Genomic DNA, 15,128 nt, shown 5'->3' with positions numbered 1-15,128 from the left:
TAGCTAATTGCCCATACTGCATATAGTAGGGTTACAAGCCAAGATATAATAATCGCATAATCTATGATCTTTTCCATTGTGAGCGAATAGCTGAGCACTCAAGAAGCGGCAATTATCCTAAAGGATGACACTTTAACAAAACCCGCCACGCCCCGGCGCACCAAGGTGGGTTGCTTAATAGCGGCGGCGCCTTTAGCTCGACTATCAGAAACTTGATAAGAATCATCCTATATGTAAGATACTTAGTGCTTGGCAGTATTGCCGAGCTTTTTGTGTAACTATCAGATTTAGGAGGTTCTTATGAAATTCGCCATGAATACATTTGATAGCCCCAATCGTGATGGTGCGCGGGTTAAAGCCAGAGAGCTTACAAAAATCTACACTACTCCGCAAATCCCGGTTGTGGAGATAGCAGAGATGAACGGTGTTAATGTTGTTTTCTCTGATATGGGAAAGTTTGCTGAAAAGGTAGCTGACTTACTCGATTTTCGTTCCAAACGGATTTACGTAAATGTAGCTGACCGACCTCAAAGGCAGAGGTTTACTGTCGCCCATGAGTTAGGGCATTGGATATTACATAGAGAGGCTTTCGAGAAAAACCCCAAGGCTTACCCAGTTCTTCCACGGTTTCAAGCTGTTGAACGTAGCAATGCTTTTGAGCAAGACGTGAATGCTTTCGCTTCGGAAGTTCCTCGTCCCTAAGCACTTCTTACGCCTGTAGCCAAAGCTCCCGTATCTATGCTTGCTGATATTTTCGATGTTAGCAAAACTATGATGGAGATACGACTACAATATGCTTGATGATACGGCGTCTCAAACCGTAAAACATCTGAGCCTACCATAGACGATATTCTCAAAGAGATAACTCGCTTTGGTGAGCCTGTGCCTACAAACCGTCCTGAAGCGATTGATGATGTAGTCCGGGAAAGAGAGTGGGCTGATGATGAATTAGCGTGCGCTAAACTGTCAGCCTTTCAAAATCACCATGATAGCAAAAAGAAGTGGTCGGATTTGGCTGGTGGGATTTTACTTCATATGCTTGGCTGCTTCCTATTCTGCTGGTGCAGAATTTTGCACAAATTGTTGGTCTAGCGATTGTGATTGTAAAGGCATTATTTGGGTCTTTCAAAAAATAGTGTCCTGCCTGTTCTGTAGCCGTCAGTAGTAATCTCTAGCCCTGCCTAGTGCGGGGTTTTTGTTTAGAGAAGGGCAGGTGCTTAAACACCCACCTCAATCTCATGTCGCGCGGCTTGCGCTAAGAATGATGAGCGCGTTAAACCACGGTCTTTTGCAACACTGTCGATTGCTTTAAGAATGCCACGTTCAAATGTGACATTCACTCGTATGACTGCGTTATCGTCTTCGATGAGGGGTACAGATACGAGATAAGCGCCTTCGGCTAATTCAGCGCGCACATCGTCACGAGCTAAGATGTCGGCATGACTGGACGCCTCAGGCAAAGTTTCATCCTCAGCATAAAGCTGCAAGGCTTCAATTGCGTTCTTTACGATATCTTCAGCTTCGTCAGACGCAGAAAAGACATTTGGTAGATCAGGAAACTGAATACCATAGGCGCTATCTGCATCTTTATGTACCAATGCGAAATAGTGTTTCATTTGGTTTTCCTCTTATGTGGAGCTTTGCTAAAACAATGATTATTGCGGTTAAGGGGCTGGTTATTCCCAGCCCGCTTGTTTCGCTATCGCCTTTGCCGTTCCAATCGGAAGGTCTTTCTTAGGGTGGGGAATTATGATTGTAACTTCCCCTTTTCTGAACTTGTGGTGAGAACCTTTCACCGATATTAATTCAAACCCTTCGCTTTCTAGGCGTTTAATAATCTTCTTACTGTCTCGTAGCATCAGCCCTCTGCGCTTCTTAATGTGTATATAAATACACAACAACGGGTATGCAGTCAATAGTGGTGTGTAAAATAATACACATAAACTAGGATAATTATGACTGCTGACATCATAGACTTCACGGGCACCACTACACTGGACATAGACCCAGATCGTATTTTGCAAAGCGCAGTTGGCCAGATGGAGCAGGTCGTTATCATTGGTTGGGATAAAGACGGGCAGACATTCACTACGCATGAAGTGATTAATGGGAAGCGGGTTAAAGTCCAAGATAGTTTCCGACAGTTTTCCAGCCCCTCTGATAGCGTCTCCGGCTACGCTGATTTTCTGAGTTCGAATAAACGTTATCAACCAATGCTTCAGGCTCAAGGACTTGATGCTCAGGTGGCAGCGCTCGGGCGTTCAAACCAGAGCTGATCGCTTCAGCTGGTGGTTTGCTTTCAGGGCTTGGCGGTATGGCCGCTGGATCATCGCCAATTCAGTGGGCGCTTGCCATTATCATGGTTGGGGCTTTTGGTATCGGTGTTTATTTCCTGATTAAACGCATGCAGGAACAATCTGCATGAGGCTCACACTTCAACACATCACCGGCGCGATTATCGGAGGGGCAGTTTCAGGCCTCTTTTTTTATGCGCTTGGGGTTCATGACGGCAAACAACAGGCCGCGCTTAAAGCTGCCGAGGCAATTAATCAGGCAATCCAGAACAGGGCAGGGATTAATGAAACAATCAACAATATGGATGCTGAGCGTCTCTGTGTTGAGCTTGGCGGGGTGCGCGACCAGTGCGAGCAATTGCGCGGGATGGCAGAAGATCAGCCTTAAGCCTGAAACGGCTGTCTATGTGGCAAGCAATGATAAGCAGGCTGGCAAAGCGATTGCCGGTCACAATGCATATGGAAATAAGGTGGGGTGCTGGTGATGGACGATCCATTGACACCATACGGTCTAAAGGTATCGGTGGCGGTGTGCTTAGAGCGCTTTCGCATAAAAACTATACATTCCGCGAGGTCATTGCGTCACCGGTGTGTGGTGTGCTTGCGGCAGGATACCTGACGGAGCCATTCGTTCATTATTTGAGGGCTGTACACTTCCCACTCCCGCCAGATGATGGGAGCAATGTCGCTATGCATGCGGGGGCGTTCCTAGTAGGGGTGTGTGGTATGTGGATCAGCGATGCTGTCTTTGAGTTGATCAGCAGGCGCTTGAAAAGCGATAAAAATTAATAATAGGTTCATTGAACCTAAAGGCCGCTACTTATAGTACTGGCCTTATTCATTTAAGTCTTTGATTTTATGGAGGATCGAATGGTGGGCGTAATAGGGATTGAACCTATGACCCCTACAATGTCAATGTAGTGCTCTCCCGCTGAGCTATACGCCCATTCGATGAAGCGCATACACCATATCAAGATGCGCTCGTCAATGCCTTTTGTGTATAAAAGTTGTTTTTTTTAGCGTGTCTTTTCAAAGGCGTGGAAAAAACACGCTGTTTTTTCACTAATCAAGCAGCAATCAGCATCTTTTCGATTTCAATCACCAAATCACGCAGGTGGAAAGGTTTGGAAAGTACCTTTGCATCTTTTGGTGCATCCGAATCGGGGTTAAGCGCAACAGCTGCAAAACCGGTGATGAACATCACTTTCAGATCCGGATCGATTTCGGTCGCACGACGCGCTAACTCGATACCGTCCATTTCCGGCATGACAATGTCGGTCAGAAGAAGAGAAAAAGGCTCTTCGCGCAAGCGCTCGTAAGCGCTGGCACCATTGTCAAAGTGGGTTACATGATAGCCGGCCTTTTCCAGTGCTTTCACCAGAAAGCGGCGCATATCATTGTCGTCTTCAGCAAGAAGGATTCTCTTCATTGGTCCGTCCGAGTGTCATGTCGTTTCAGGCTTATGCTTTTGGGGGCGTACACCTGTTGCGACTCAATAGCTTTTGCTGTCTAGCAAACCCTTTTTAGGTAAATATGGAATGAATTTTCGTTAAAACAACGCCAAAAACTTTAAAAAATGCTACATAATGTCGAGTTTTGACGAAAATATGATGGAAGATTGAAAGTGCAAAGCTTGTTAGGATCAGATAAATATTCCTAAAATCGACAAGCTGTTTTCAAGATGTGCGCAGGATAACCGATCACTTGGCTGAATATGATGATTTTTTAATGACACCGGCATTCGATGTTTTGGCACCAGCCGAACAGCGCATTCCGTTCGTTTTTAATTCACCTCACAGCGGTTCGCATTATCCTGACAGTTTTCTTGATGCGTCTGCGCTTGATCGTTTGACCATCCGTTCATCTGAAGATTGCTATGTGGATGAGCTTTATGCATCAGCGGTTTTGTTGGGAGCACCAATGTTAAGGGCGCGTTTTCCACGCGCTTATCTCGATGTGAACCGTGAAGCCTATGAGCTGGATCAGCGGATGTTTTTTGAAGCAGTACCAGCTTATGCCAATACGTATTCAGCACGTGTTGCAGGTGGTCTGGGCACCGTTCCACGGCTTGTGGGGGAGGGGCGGATGATTTATCAGGGCAAAATACCGCTGCAATCCGCACTCGACCGGATCGAAAAACTTTATAAACCCTATCATGCACAATTGCGTCAATTGCTGGATAAAACACGTGACAAATTCGGCTATGCCGTGCTGATCGATTGTCATTCGATGCCGGCAGGTTTGGAGCAGCCCAATGGACGACGGGCAGATTTTATTATTGGCGACCGCTTTGGCCGTGCCTGTCATATCGGCTTGGCGGCTGCAACTATCGATCTTTTGCAAAATTATGGTTTTGATGTTGCCTATAACAAGCCTTACGCGGGTGGTTTTATCACCGAACATTATGGCAAGCCCGCCGAAAATATTCACGCATTGCAATTAGAATTGAACCGCAGTCTTTATATGAATGAAAAGACGCTTGAAAAACTTGTCAGTTTTGATCTGTTGCGTCGTGATTTGTATAGTTTTTTAAGTGATTTGACGGCATTGCCGGACAGTGCTTTGGGCTATACGCAACTAGCCGCGGAATAGGATTTATTCGCCGGTGGCAAATGTAAACATCTTTGTATAAATCAACAGAGATTTGTAGTTATGCAGGGAGAGCGGGTTTGCTTATTGATCAGGCATTTTTTCAAAAATTGGCAGATGTAGCCGCAGCCGAAAGCTTGCCGCGGTTTCGTCAGTTTAATGAAATTGATAATAAATATACGGTTGGCTTCGATCCGGTAACGGAAGCGGACCGCGCGGCAGAGCGTGCAATTCGTGCAGTCATTAGCGAAGAATTTCCTGATCACGGTATTTTGGGCGAAGAATATGGCGCGCATAATACCGATCACAGCCATGTCTGGGTTATTGATCCGATTGATGGAACGCGTGCTTTTATTTCCGGTTTGCCGGTATGGGGAACATTGGTGGGGCTGACAATTGATGGTGATGCCAAGGCCGGAATGATGTCACAGCCATTTACCGGTGAACTTTATTTCAGTGATGGAAGGGGCGCTTATCTCAGTCATGGTTCGGCTCCTTTGCGAGTATTGAAAACCCGTCAAACGAAGAATTTGAAAGAAGCGACACTATTCACCACCACTCCGTCGCTTTTTAAAGATAAAAAACATGCTGGCTTCAAGCGCTTGCAACAAGAGGCACAGCTGACACGTTATGGTGTGGATTGCTATGCTTTTGCCATGCTGGCGTCAGGTTTTGCTGATGTGGTGATTGAAACGGGGCTGCAACCTTATGATATTGTTGCTCTTATTCCAATTATTGAGCAGGCAGGCGGCGTGATTAGCCAAATTGACGGGGGGGCAGCCGAAGCTGGCGGCGATGTGATTGCTGCCGCAACCCATGAACTTTATGAAGCAGCTATTGCGACTTATCTTGGCTGATGATCGGCTTGTTTTGGGCGTCGGGAATAAAAGCATCGAACGCCGCCCAAAATTGCTGTCGGTAATGATCATCTTCCTGCATCAACTCGTGACGGGCGCCATCAATCGTGATGAAAGACGCTCCTCGGATTTTACGGGCATAATCTTGTGCAGCTCTGCTGGAGACGATTGTATCGCCACCAGCCAAAATGAAAAGCGTTGGTATTTTCGGGGAGGTCAGATTTTTCGGACGATTTAATTGGTGAATGGCATGTAGTGCATTGAAAACCCAAGTAAAAGTGGGGCCAGCCAGTCCGAGTGTCGGATGGTTATAAATGATCTTCTGATTGCGCTCGTAGCGTATTTGATCGCTAGTGAGAATATTACCGGAAAATTCACGCTTATTGCCTGGGGGAATTCCACGTTTGGCATAGGTTTTGCCGAAGCCAGAAAATGTCATCAAACGGCTCAAGCGGCGCAAGTTTTTTTCGGACAATTTGTTGCTTGGAAAGCCTAATAAAGGTGCGGCGAGCACAATGCGGTCAATATACGGTATAAGATGCGGCATGGCTGAAAGTGTGATCAAACCACCTGCAGAATGCGCGAGGATATAATAGGGTGGCGGGCATTCGTTTAAAACGATTGAATGGATAAATTGCTCCAGATCATCGGTATAATCTTTGAAGCGGCGCACAAAGCCACGGTTTTTATTTTTGATGAGTCGGTCGGAATGTCCCTGACCCCGCCAATCCATGGTTGCGGTATGAAAGCCGCGCATATGCAAATCATCGATGGTTTCGTAATATTTTTCAATACACTCATTGCGCCCGTGCAGCAGAATGATTGTGCCACGATTGTGCTGCGGATGCGAAGGCACCAAGGCGTAACGCAATTTTTTATGATCTTTGCTGGTTAAAAACCCGGCCTGAAACTGTTGTGGTTTCAGATTGTCGCTGGTCTCGAATAAAATCTCGTCGGCTTTTTCATGTGTATCTGGTTGGGCGGAGGTGGTCACATGAAGGCCTTTCAGGGAACAAACTGATATAATTCAATATTTATATAGGAAAGATATTATGATTGCAGTGGTTAAAAAATTAAGTTTGAGAGAATGTTAGCGTGTTTTTTTAAAAAATAAACCGGAGCGGATGAAAAAACCAACCGCTCCGGTTTGTATATTGCCCATATAAGGGACGTTATCCGGGCAATATTAATTTATGTGCGGGTAAAGTGCGGACGACCGATATAACGCTGGCCGACAATTTTACCGCTGCGGGCATTGACGATGAGCATAACCTGACGACCTTTGTTATTATGGGCACGTACATAATATTCATCGCGTTGCTGACGAATATTATGTGTGCGATAGCCTTGGCGATGCAGCATTCTTTTAATTTCGCCCGGCTTCATCATCTGATTGCGGTAGTTGTGCGGCGGTTTTTTCCAATCATGGTGCGGGCTGTGGCGGCCACGATCGTTCCATGAAGAATGAACTTTAACGGTTAGTTCGTTAGCCGGCGCAGCTGCCGCAGGAAGCGATATGCCGGTGACGATGGTTGCAAGGGCTGCCAGAGTAATAAGCGCTTTTTTCATCTTCAATTTCCTTCAACTTCAAATTTCAATGCCCCGGATATTGAGGGAGGCGTGGTTATTTTGTCGATGATGCCAATATAAAAGATGCTGCCTGAACGAAATCAGAAGTCCTTGTTCATTTCATATTCATACGGATTGCGGCCGTTAAAGTGGTCAAAAAAAGCTAAAAAACTTCAAATAAAAAGTCTTGAAAAGGAGAAATATGGTTCCCACATCTGGATTGTAGCCGCCACATAAGGGGCTGCCGGCAATAAGAATTCGCCATATCGGGGGTTCTGCCGCCATTAACGCAACTTTGTCGCTCTTAAGGAGGGCTTTATTCATGCGTCATGTAGATTTTTCTCCATTGTACCGTTCCACTGTCGGTTTTGACCGCCTGTTTTCAATGTTTGATTCCTTGGCTCAGCCAACAGAAGGTGCGCAGAGCTATCCGCCTTATAATATCGAGCGGACTGGCGAAAATAATTACCGCATCACCATGGCGGTGGCCGGTTTCTCCGAAAATGAGCTTGAAATTGAAGCTCACCGCAACCAGTTGACCATAAAGGGCCAAAAGTCTGAAGAAGAAGGTGATAATACCAGCGAAGTTCTTTATCGCGGTATTGCATCCCGTGCTTTTGAACGCCGGTTCCAGCTTGCTGATTTCGTGGAAATTTCGGGTGCCAGCCTGAAAAACGGTCTGCTTCATATTGATCTGATCCGGGAAATCCCTGAACAGATGAAACCGCGTAAAATTGAGGTGACACAAGCTTCATCCAATGGTGCGCAGATTGAAGCGAATGTGAATGCTTCGAAGCACTAATTTGTATTAAAGAGGAGCCCCGATGGCTGATAGCCATCAGGGCTTTTTTTATCTGTGTTTTGGTTCAGGCGATTAAAGCACCAAACCGGTCAATTTCTTCTTCGGTGTTGGCAAAGCTGGTGACAAATCGGGCGAAAATTTCGCCTTCACTTATTTTGTCTGCTTCTGAATGCGGCGGGTTCCAATCGTAAAAAATGGCACCTGCCTTTTGCAAACGGTCATAAGTGGTTTGTTTCATGATCGCAAAAACTTCGTTGGCCTGCGGCTTCCATGCCAAGCGAACCTGCGATGATGCATCAATATGAGCCGCCAGTTTTTGTGCAAGCTTATTGGAATGACGCGCCAAATCCAGCCACAGATCATCTTGCAAATAGGCATCAAATTGTGCCGCGATGAAACGGGTTTTGGAGAAGAGCTGTGCTGCACGTTTGCGGATAAACGGCAGATCCTTAGCGCGGTCCGGATTCATGAACACAAGAGCTTCGGCGCACCAGCAACCATTTTTCGTGCCGCCAAATGAGACAATATCAACCCCTTGACGCCATGTCATGTCTGCAGGAGATATGTCAAGTGAAACAAGCGCATTGGCAAAGCGTGCACCATCCATATGCAATGGTAGATTATGTGTTTTACAAATGGATGAGAGTTCTGCAATTTGATCAAGTGAGTAGAGTGTGCCGACCTCGGTCGCCTGTGTGAACGTTACCGCCATCGGCTGTCCGGCATGAATGAAAGCCGGATTGAATCGCTTCAGTTCTTTACGCAATTTGGACGGATCAATACGACCATTGGCACCATCAACCGGATGTAAACGGGCACCACCAGTGAAATATTCCGGTGCGCCGCACTCATCTTCAATCACGTGGGCTTCGCGGTGGCATAAGGTGACACCGCCCGGGCGGTTGACGCTTGCCAGTGCCAGTGAGTTGGAAGCAGTGCCGGTGCCGACAAAATAAACCGCCACTTCGCGTTCAAACAGTTCATTGAAACGCTGCTCTACTTTTTTGTCGAGTTCGCTTGTGCCATAGGCGGCGGCAAAACCACCTGCATGTTGGGCGAGACTTTCTGCAATGGTCGGGTGAGCGCCTGCCCAGTTATCGGATGCAAAATGCAAGATGGTCTCCATTCATATAAGGCCAGATGTGATGAAGCTGTTATGCCTTTGCAATGAAGGGCCGTCCAGAGCTTCCCGAAACTTATGATCATTTATTTGTGATGGAGCGGAAATAATCGGCACGATCAGGATAGGGGCTGTAAGATTTTTCCGGCTTAACGGGATTAAGTGTGGCGGAGGCAGGCGCTGCACCAAGCAAAACACCGCTTTGATCTGCAGCGTAATCTCGCAAACTCACCGCTGGCAGGCGATTAATACGTGAAACTAAGCCAATACCGGTTTCAGTGGTTGCTGAGGCGTTTGGCTCACTTTGTTGTTCAGTCACACTTAAAATTTTACGCAACGGTTTTTCAACATAAAAGGCTAGTTTTCTTTTGCCTGCCGAAGTGAAACCTATGCCGTCGGTGCTGCGTAATTGTGCATCCTGTCCGTTGATATCAAGTCCGGTTATCGTGGCATTACCATCTTCGCCGGTAAAACCATCCCAAACATCAATAAAACTGGCACCCGATTGCTCGGCTGTGCGGCGGTAAACTTCATTAAGCGCCAGCATATTTTTGGACATGGCGCGCGAAACATATGGTGGCTGTCCCACCCAAATCAGCGGATAACCGGCGCCTTTTACTGTTTTGATAAAATTATCAATGCGCGCCTGATAGTCAGCTGTCCACTCATCACTTAAAAAGGGATGGATTTTGCCATTTGTGGTAATGATCTGGCGATCATTGGCACCGATCATCATCACGACGGCTGCAGGTTTTTCCTGCTCTAATAGCGCCGCAATTGATTGGTTCCAATCATAATAGTCCTGCCGGACAAAACCGGAGGAGCCATTGGACAAATCGCTGATGCGCACGGATGGATTATCATTAAAAGCTTCTGTCAAACCATCGGCAAGGCCTGAGCTTGAAAAATCACCCAGTATCAGAACATTGTTGGCATCATCGAGTTTCTGTACAAGATGCTTGGGCAATGGAACAGGTATAGGGATCCGTGCCGGCGAAGGTTTGCGCGGGGCAGGCGGAATTGGTTTTCGGACTGGTGCCTGACGCTGCGGGGTGGCCTGTCTCGGTGCAGGTGGTTCTGGTGGAGCCGCTTTTTTCTCACCAAAAAGCATATCAAACAAAGTTTTAGGCTGTGCTGCAGCACTTTGCGGTAATAGCAGGACAGCCATAAGCCCCGCCGACAAAAGATAAGTCAGCGGGGCTTTTTTAACAGTTAATTTGCTTGATAGACACATGGCGTTTTAACGTCTGCGCAAAACGTTCAAGACCTCTTTGCTCGGGTGGCCGTCAGCACTCAAACCGTTGCGTTTTTGAAAGGCTTCAATTGCCGCGCGAGAGCCGGAGCCGATTTTGCCATCAATTTTGCCATCATAATAGCCAAGGGCTTTGAGATGGTTTTGCAATTCTTCGCGCTCGTTCATGGTGATCGGGGTAAATGGACGATTCCAGTCGCGTACCAATCCCTGATAACCACCAATACGATCCGCCAAAAGGCCGACAGCCAGTGCATATTTATCAGCATTATTATAACGTTTGATAACGTTGAAGTTTTTACCCATCAAGAAAACCGGGCCTTCACGACCGTCCAAAACGCGCAAAGTTACGCTTTCGTTCGGGCGTGGGAAAGGGCGTCCATTGGCGCGCTTGACACCAAGTTTCTCCCATTCTGAAACAGTCAGCGAGCCTGCCGGGAACTTGCGGCCAGCTGGCAGGATAACTTCATAGCCCCATGTCTGACCTGTTTGCCAGCCATTACGGGCGAGCAAATTGGCAGCGGTACCCAAAGCATCAGGTACAGAGTTCCAGATATCACGTTTGCCATTGCCATCCATATCGACCGCATAGGCTTGATAGCTGGTCGGGATAAATTGGGTGTGGCCTAACGCACCTGCCCATGAGCCGGTCAGATGTTTGCGGGAGATATCACCAGTCTGCAAAATTTTCATTGCAGCAATCAGCTGCGTACGGCCGAATTTGGCGCGCTTTGGATCTGCATAAGCAAGGGTTGCCAGTGAGCGGATTGTGTCCATCATCACATCGTCACGTTTGAGAATTTCACCGTAATTACTTTCCATTGACCAGATGGCAAGCAAGACATTCTTATCAACGCCAAAACGTTGTTCAATCCGTTGTAACCATGGCCCCCATTTGCGTGCCATTGCCTGACCGGTTGCAACTGAATGCTCGTTGACGCGATTATCGATGTAATTCCAGATCGGATCGACAAATTCAGGTTGATAGCGGGCTTTACGCAAAACTTCCGGATCGGGTGCTGTAACACCGGCAAATGCCTGATCATAAACACGGGCGTTTATACCGTTTTGAATGGCTGTATTGCGAAAACTTGCAACCCATTGACGGAACTTAGCGTCGGCTGATGCAGGCGCAGTTGATAAACCCATCAACAGAGCAAGCACTGCAGAAGAGAGCGCAATCTTGGTTTTCGAAATTGTCTTCACTGTGAATGGAAATCGCAGCATAGTTCTGTGTTTCCCTTCTCTTTTAGGGGGCTTTCAAACGGATGAAGCCTGAATGACTCCATTTTAACAGATTTTAACATGTGCTGGTTAGCATTTAGTTTACCATGCACCAGTAATTCGAAAATATTGAGACTTTAAGGTATCAAAATGGATGCCAAGCAAAAATGTTAAAGATGCATATTTAAAGTGATGGATTGTAGCCTTTTATATTAAATAGTGGAAACCTTTGTATTATAAGCTAAACAAAGAAAATGTTGTTATTTATAAAGAACTGAGGAGTGGCATGAGTTCAGTGAAAAAAATCCGTAAAGCTGTTTTTCCGGTAGCAGGTTTGGGGACGCGCTTTTTGCCTGCAACCAAATCAATTCCGAAAGAAATGCTGACGGTTGTTGATAAACCGGTCATTCAATATGTGGTTGATGAAGCTCGTGAAGCCGGTATTGAACATCTGATATTTGTTACCGGCCGCAACAAAGCAGTTATCGAAGATTATTTCGATGCCCAAGTTGAACTTTATACAACGCTGCAAGAACGCGGTAAAACGGCGGAGCTGGAGCATATGCGACAGTTGCAGCCGCAACCGGGTACGACAAGTTTTACCCGTCAACAGGTACCTTTAGGTCTTGGCCATGCCGTTTGGTGTGCGCGCGAATTGGTTGGTAACGAGCCTTTTGCGCTGCTTCTGCCGGATATGGTGATGCAATCCGAACGCGGTTGCCTTGCTGATATGGTGGCTCTCTATGAACAAACCGGCGGCAACATCATTGCCGTGCAGGAATGTGATCCGAAAGATGCGCATAAATATGGTATTGTCGGACAGGGCGAGAGCGTAGCGAACGGTTTTGAGATTACCAAAATGGTTGAAAAACCGGCAAAAGGCACTGCGCCTTCCAATCTTTACATCAATGGTCGTTATATTTTGCAGCCTGAAATCTTTGATCTGCTCAGCAAGCAGGAAAAAGGTGCCGGCAATGAAATTCAGCTGACCGATGCGATGTTGAAACTGGCGGATGAACAAAAGTTCTACGGCTTCAATTATCAGGGGCTGACTTTTGACTGCGGCTCAAAAGAAGGTTTTATCGAAGCCAATGTGGCTTTCGCTTTGTGGCGCAATGATATCCGTCCGAATGTGGAATATTCAATTGAGCACTTGCTGAAAACAATCAAAGCAAGATAAAATCTTACTATGAAATGCATATAAAAAAGGGGCCTTAAAAGCCCCTTTTTTATTATTTGAAGTCGGTCAGTTAGCCGTTTTGAATTTGGCAACTGACAAGAAAGTGACGGCTTGACCACTGAAGCTGTTTACACGCTCTGTGGATGGAATGTCACGTTGGAAACCTGCAGTGTAAACCATGGCGGGCGCTTCACGCATGGCGTCATTACGCAAAACCGGATTGGTAACAGGGACGGCATTGGCAACGGATTCAGTTGACATAGCCAGTTGCGAAACAGGTGCTGTCGCCGGCTGAACAATGGCTGCTTTGTTGGCCTTGGCTCTGTTGCCGTTTGGCTTGGCTGATTTTGCAGTCGTGCGTGACTTGGTGTCGAGGCTTGCGACCTGAACACTATTCTTCGGAGCTGTATTCGCAGCCACCACAGGAGTTGGTACCGGTGCCTGTGCAGGTGGCGCTGCAACTGGTTTTGATGCCGGTATTATTTGGGCCGTTGCAAAATCATCGTCAGCTGGCGGCGCAATCAGTTCGCCTTGTGCGGCGATAGCTGCAAGTTGCTGGCTGGCAGCACGAGGCGTTGGTGCTGCATTTGCGGCTGCGGTCTGCTCGTTTTTGAGAAGGTCGGCAATCGCATCACTATTCGATGCAGACGCCATTTGCATTTCACCAGAAAGACTTGCCGGACGACTTGCAGGAACGGGAACGAAGCCTGCGAGCATGGTGGGTGCCGCATCAGCAACGGGGGCTTGCGTATCAGTTGCAGCTGCCATCGCAATTGCATCTTCAACGGCGCTTGCCGGACGGCGTGCCGGTACGGGAATAATGCTGTGTGCGACAGCGGTGTTTTGTGTTTCCGCAGGTGCTGCGGCAATTGCAAATGGAATATTGTCAGGTTCGGCAGGCAGTGCCGGAGCGGTTGGGACAGCAGCAACGGGTGCTGCTGGTCGCGGAGCTACTACCGGAAGCGGGACATTACGCGTCGGCAGCGCAGCGATCAAAGGTTCTGCCGGTGCCGGAGCCGGTGCTGTTGCCGGTACGGCAGTCGGTACTGAAGGGCGTGGTGCTGCTGTTGCCGGACGGCGTGCCGGAGTTGCGGCGCGGATATTGTCGTCATTGACGTCTTCTTCTTCATCTGCACCGCCGCCAAACAAGGCGCCGAATAAAGTGGCACTGCGTTTTTTGGATGGAGCAGCACTGGCAACAACAATATCGCCGCCGGAAGATTTACGACGCTCGACTTCAGCCAAAGCTTGCTTGTAGCCTGGCAGGGGCTTGCCGTCGGACGGAATATGAACGGTTTTCCCATCCGGGAAGAGAGCCAGCAATTCCTTGCGGCTCATGCGTGGCCACGCACGAACACCGCCCACGTCCAGATGGATGAAAGGCGAACCGGACTTTGGATAGTATCCAACGCCACCAATTTGATAACGCATGCCTAATTGGCGCAGTTTTGTCAGTGGAACACCGGAGATAAAGAAGTCCATAGCTTTACCACGGGTATGTTGGCTGTTTTCAGCCACACCACTCGTGGTAGAACGCAACATTTTGTTGGTTGCAGGAGAACGATAGGCCGAGACAACCGTAATATAATTGGAAGAACCGGTCCCTTTATAAACTTGCCATACGAGATCGAACAGACGCGGGTCCATTTTCGTTGGCTCATTACGGCGCCAGTCACGCAAAAACACATTAAGCTTTTGCAGGCCTTCTTTCAGGTAGCGGCCATCTTTTTTAAATGTGATTTCGGCGCGCTCGCCGGTATGCACATAATAAAGTTTCAGACTACGGGTTTCTGCCGAGGCGACATTGGGCATCATAACTGTTGTAGCAGTAACCGCGAAAGCTGCACCTGCAATAATGCAGCGCAGGAACTTTGCTTTGATGCGGTTATATCCCGTTTTGATAATCAAGGTGCTGTCCATCAATTCGTATAGCCTTACCGTTCTTTCAGTCGGATCACTGACTAGTATCGGATTTATTGGTTAATGGAGGCTTAGTGAACATCAATTGCGTTGGTACTATGGCGAAAAAGACACAGTTCAGCATCTCTTTTTGCCATGCTTAACAAAGTATTAACAGGATTTCGCCGCAATTTACCAGTGTTTTTGCCTAAAATGTCCTGATTTACAGGATTCAATTTATTAATATGCAAAAATAAGATCGACAGCGTCAAATGTGTTTCAGATCAAAAAAATAGGTATTGACGCCATGTCGATTTAGCGAATCACTTGGGCGATGATTAA

The 15,128-nt window shown here is 47.3% G+C and carries 15 protein-coding genes, 1 tRNA gene and 1 pseudogene; 7 read left to right on the top strand and 10 right to left on the bottom strand.

All coding sequences use genetic code 11. The features are described 5' to 3' along the window. Positions 1-300 precede the first annotated feature (300 nt). Positions 301-702, top strand: coding sequence for an ImmA/IrrE family metallo-endopeptidase (locus ACI0FR_RS09810; protein ID WP_374831962.1), 402 nt, complete (start codon positions 301-303; stop codon positions 700-702). A 515-nt stretch (positions 703-1,217) separates the two neighbouring features. On the opposite strand, the gene ACI0FR_RS09805 is transcribed toward ACI0FR_RS09810, so the two are convergent. Continuing rightward, on the bottom strand, positions 1,218-1,616 hold the full coding sequence (locus ACI0FR_RS09805; RefSeq protein WP_404907703.1) for a type II toxin-antitoxin system HicB family antitoxin: 399 nt from the start codon (positions 1,614-1,616) through the stop codon (positions 1,218-1,220). A 60-nt stretch (positions 1,617-1,676) separates the two neighbouring features. Beyond that, on the bottom strand, positions 1,677-1,859 hold the full coding sequence (locus tag ACI0FR_RS09800) for a type II toxin-antitoxin system HicA family toxin (protein WP_374831958.1): 183 nt from the start codon (positions 1,857-1,859) through the stop codon (positions 1,677-1,679). A gap of 216 nt (positions 1,860-2,075) precedes the next feature. On the opposite strand from ACI0FR_RS09800, the pseudogene ACI0FR_RS09795 reads away from it, so the two are divergent. Further along, positions 2,076-2,264, top strand: a pseudogene (locus ACI0FR_RS09795) (glucosaminidase domain-containing protein); the annotation flags it as partial. Between the two features lie 157 nt (positions 2,265-2,421). After that, complete coding sequence (locus tag ACI0FR_RS09790; protein WP_404907702.1) at positions 2,422-2,682, top strand: hypothetical protein; 261 nt, start codon at positions 2,422-2,424, stop codon at positions 2,680-2,682. Positions 2,683-3,165: 483 nt separating this feature from the next. Here ACI0FR_RS09790 and ACI0FR_RS09785 read toward each other — a convergent pair. Further along, a tRNA-Val gene (locus ACI0FR_RS09785) sits at positions 3,166-3,240 on the bottom strand. 120 nt (positions 3,241-3,360) lie between these two features. Continuing rightward, the gene (gene cpdR / locus ACI0FR_RS09780) at positions 3,361-3,723 is read right to left on the bottom strand and encodes a cell cycle two-component system response regulator CpdR (RefSeq protein WP_374831954.1); all 363 of its coding nucleotides are present in this window, start codon (positions 3,721-3,723) and stop codon (positions 3,361-3,363) included. A 299-nt stretch (positions 3,724-4,022) separates the two neighbouring features. Between cpdR and ACI0FR_RS09775 the strand changes: the two genes are divergently transcribed. Beyond that, entirely contained in the window at positions 4,023-4,886 is an 864-nt protein-coding gene (locus ACI0FR_RS09775) for an N-formylglutamate amidohydrolase (protein WP_404907701.1), read from the top strand. A 77-nt stretch (positions 4,887-4,963) separates the two neighbouring features. Beyond that, positions 4,964-5,740, top strand: coding sequence for a histidinol-phosphatase (gene hisN, locus ACI0FR_RS09770; RefSeq protein WP_404907699.1), 777 nt, complete (start codon positions 4,964-4,966; stop codon positions 5,738-5,740). Here the strand turns inward: hisN and ACI0FR_RS09765 are convergent. Both ACI0FR_RS09765 and ACI0FR_RS09760 read right to left on the bottom strand, forming a co-directional pair. Then, positions 5,718-6,734 carry an alpha/beta fold hydrolase gene (locus ACI0FR_RS09765; RefSeq protein ID WP_404907697.1) on the bottom strand — a complete coding sequence of 339 codons (1,017 nt, stop codon included), beginning with the start codon at positions 6,732-6,734 and terminating at the stop codon, positions 5,718-5,720. The two genes, hisN and ACI0FR_RS09765, sit on opposite strands and share 23 nt — an antisense overlap. Before the next feature lie 197 nt (positions 6,735-6,931). Next, positions 6,932-7,309, bottom strand: a complete 378-nt coding sequence (locus ACI0FR_RS09760; protein WP_404907694.1) for a hypothetical protein — start codon at positions 7,307-7,309, stop codon at positions 6,932-6,934. 322 nt (positions 7,310-7,631) lie between these two features. On the opposite strand from ACI0FR_RS09760, the gene ACI0FR_RS09755 reads away from it, so the two are divergent. After that, positions 7,632-8,111, top strand: coding sequence for an Hsp20 family protein (locus ACI0FR_RS09755; protein ID WP_404907693.1), 480 nt, complete (start codon positions 7,632-7,634; stop codon positions 8,109-8,111). 64 nt (positions 8,112-8,175) lie between these two features. Here the strand turns inward: ACI0FR_RS09755 and ACI0FR_RS09750 are convergent, their stop codons facing one another. From ACI0FR_RS09750 to ACI0FR_RS09740, 3 genes are all read right to left on the bottom strand, one after another. After that, a complete protein-coding gene (locus tag ACI0FR_RS09750) occupies positions 8,176-9,225 on the bottom strand; it encodes a threonine aldolase family protein (protein ID WP_374831943.1) in 1,050 nt (349 codons plus the stop codon). Between the two features lie 88 nt (positions 9,226-9,313). Beyond that, positions 9,314-10,399: an SGNH/GDSL hydrolase family protein gene (locus ACI0FR_RS09745; RefSeq protein ID WP_404907691.1), complete on the bottom strand. Its 1,086-nt coding sequence runs from the start codon at positions 10,397-10,399 to the stop codon at positions 9,314-9,316. 72 nt (positions 10,400-10,471) lie between these two features. Then, positions 10,472-11,710: a lytic murein transglycosylase gene (locus tag ACI0FR_RS09740; RefSeq protein ID WP_404907689.1), complete on the bottom strand. Its 1,239-nt coding sequence runs from the start codon at positions 11,708-11,710 to the stop codon at positions 10,472-10,474. A 283-nt stretch (positions 11,711-11,993) separates the two neighbouring features. Between ACI0FR_RS09740 and galU the strand changes: the two genes are divergently transcribed. After that, positions 11,994-12,887 (top strand): UTP--glucose-1-phosphate uridylyltransferase GalU, encoded by an 894-nt coding sequence (gene galU / locus ACI0FR_RS09735; protein ID WP_374831937.1) that lies wholly within the window; start codon positions 11,994-11,996, stop codon positions 12,885-12,887. A gap of 66 nt (positions 12,888-12,953) precedes the next feature. Here galU and ACI0FR_RS09730 read toward each other — a convergent pair whose 3' ends face one another. Next, entirely contained in the window at positions 12,954-14,702 is a 1,749-nt protein-coding gene (locus ACI0FR_RS09730; RefSeq protein WP_404907717.1) for a DUF882 domain-containing protein, read from the bottom strand. Positions 14,703-15,128 lie beyond the last annotated feature (426 nt).

This window comes from Paenochrobactrum sp. BZR 201-1 (genome assembly GCF_044987585.2).
Lineage (GTDB): Bacteria > Pseudomonadota > Alphaproteobacteria > Rhizobiales > Rhizobiaceae > Paenochrobactrum > Paenochrobactrum pullorum.
Note: the sequence above shows the minus strand (reverse complement) of the source record. Positions and strands in the feature narration are given on the sequence as shown.

Coding starts and splice junctions, on each gene's coding strand:
- ACI0FR_RS09810 (WP_374831962.1), top strand. CDS start 301: ATGAAATTCGCCATGAATACATTTGATAGCCCCAATCGTGATGGTGCG.
- ACI0FR_RS09805 (WP_404907703.1), bottom strand. CDS start 1,616: ATGAAACACTATTTCGCATTGGTACATAAAGATGCAGATAGCGCCTAT.
- ACI0FR_RS09800 (WP_374831958.1), bottom strand. CDS start 1,859: ATGCTACGAGACAGTAAGAAGATTATTAAACGCCTAGAAAGCGAAGGG.
- ACI0FR_RS09790 (WP_404907702.1), top strand. CDS start 2,422: ATGAGGCTCACACTTCAACACATCACCGGCGCGATTATCGGAGGGGCA.
- cpdR (WP_374831954.1), bottom strand. CDS start 3,723: ATGAAGAGAATCCTTCTTGCTGAAGACGACAATGATATGCGCCGCTTT.
- ACI0FR_RS09775 (WP_404907701.1), top strand. CDS start 4,023: ATGACACCGGCATTCGATGTTTTGGCACCAGCCGAACAGCGCATTCCG.
- ACI0FR_RS09760 (WP_404907694.1), bottom strand. CDS start 7,309: ATGAAAAAAGCGCTTATTACTCTGGCAGCCCTTGCAACCATCGTCACC.
- ACI0FR_RS09755 (WP_404907693.1), top strand. CDS start 7,632: ATGCGTCATGTAGATTTTTCTCCATTGTACCGTTCCACTGTCGGTTTT.
- ACI0FR_RS09745 (WP_404907691.1), bottom strand. CDS start 10,399: ATGGCTGTCCTGCTATTACCGCAAAGTGCTGCAGCACAGCCTAAAACT.
- ACI0FR_RS09740 (WP_404907689.1), bottom strand. CDS start 11,710: ATGCTGCGATTTCCATTCACAGTGAAGACAATTTCGAAAACCAAGATT.
- galU (WP_374831937.1), top strand. CDS start 11,994: ATGAGTTCAGTGAAAAAAATCCGTAAAGCTGTTTTTCCGGTAGCAGGT.
- ACI0FR_RS09730 (WP_404907717.1), bottom strand. CDS start 14,702: ATGATGCCCAATGTCGCCTCGGCAGAAACCCGTAGTCTGAAACTTTAT.